Source organism: Flavobacterium cupreum (assembly GCF_003996965.1).
Classification (GTDB): domain Bacteria; phylum Bacteroidota; class Bacteroidia; order Flavobacteriales; family Flavobacteriaceae; genus Flavobacterium; species Flavobacterium cupreum.
In genome coordinates this window covers 1-567 of the sequence record NZ_QWDM01000061.1, presented here as the reverse complement: position 1 = coordinate 567, position 567 = coordinate 1, and the positions used below count along the sequence as shown (strand labels likewise).

Annotated in this window: 2 protein-coding genes; both read left to right on the top strand. The window is 33.0% G+C overall.

Annotated features, from left to right (window positions below):
• Window positions 1-90: 90 nt before the first annotated feature.
• The gene (locus D0817_RS24795; protein ID WP_127341001.1) at window positions 91-273 is read left to right on the top strand and encodes a hypothetical protein; all 183 of its coding nucleotides are present in this window, start codon (window positions 91-93) and stop codon (window positions 271-273) included.
• Window positions 270-567, top strand: a 298-nt coding sequence (locus D0817_RS24790) for a recombinase family protein (protein WP_134737800.1), incomplete at its 3' end; no start/stop codon positions are given. The genes D0817_RS24795 and D0817_RS24790, both read left to right, overlap by 4 nt.

Below are 567 nucleotides of genomic sequence, written 5' to 3'. Positions count from 1 at the left end.
AATGTAAAATTATAAAAACAATTTCGTTATCTTAGTGTTGTCAAGATAATTAGAAAAATGAAAAGGATGATGAACGTTAAGCAAAGTAATATGGAAAATAAAGAAGTCAATGAAGAGGTAAATGAGAAGAGAAGAATTACTCCAGAGAGAGCCATGGAAATGTTAAGGTCTGAGGGACTGGATATAACGCTTGAGCAAGCTAAGGATATTTTGGATTTTTTGCGTAAATTAGCAAATATTACAGTAACTAAGTATTTAAAAACAAGAGGATGAAAATGATAGCAGACTTATATGTAAGAGTGAGTACCGACGAGCAGGCAGATAGGGGATATTCCCAAAGAAATCAGGAAGAAGTACTGCGTAAATATTGTGAAATTAACTCCATTGAGATAAGAGACGTGATTTATGAAGATCACTCGGCAAAGACTTTTAACAGACCTAAATGGAATAAGCTTTTGCAAAATTTAAAAAAGCACAAAAACAAAATTGATCTTGTTTTATTCACTAAATGGGATAGGTTCAGCCGTAATGCCGGAGATGCTTATCAAATGATAAATATCCTCAGGA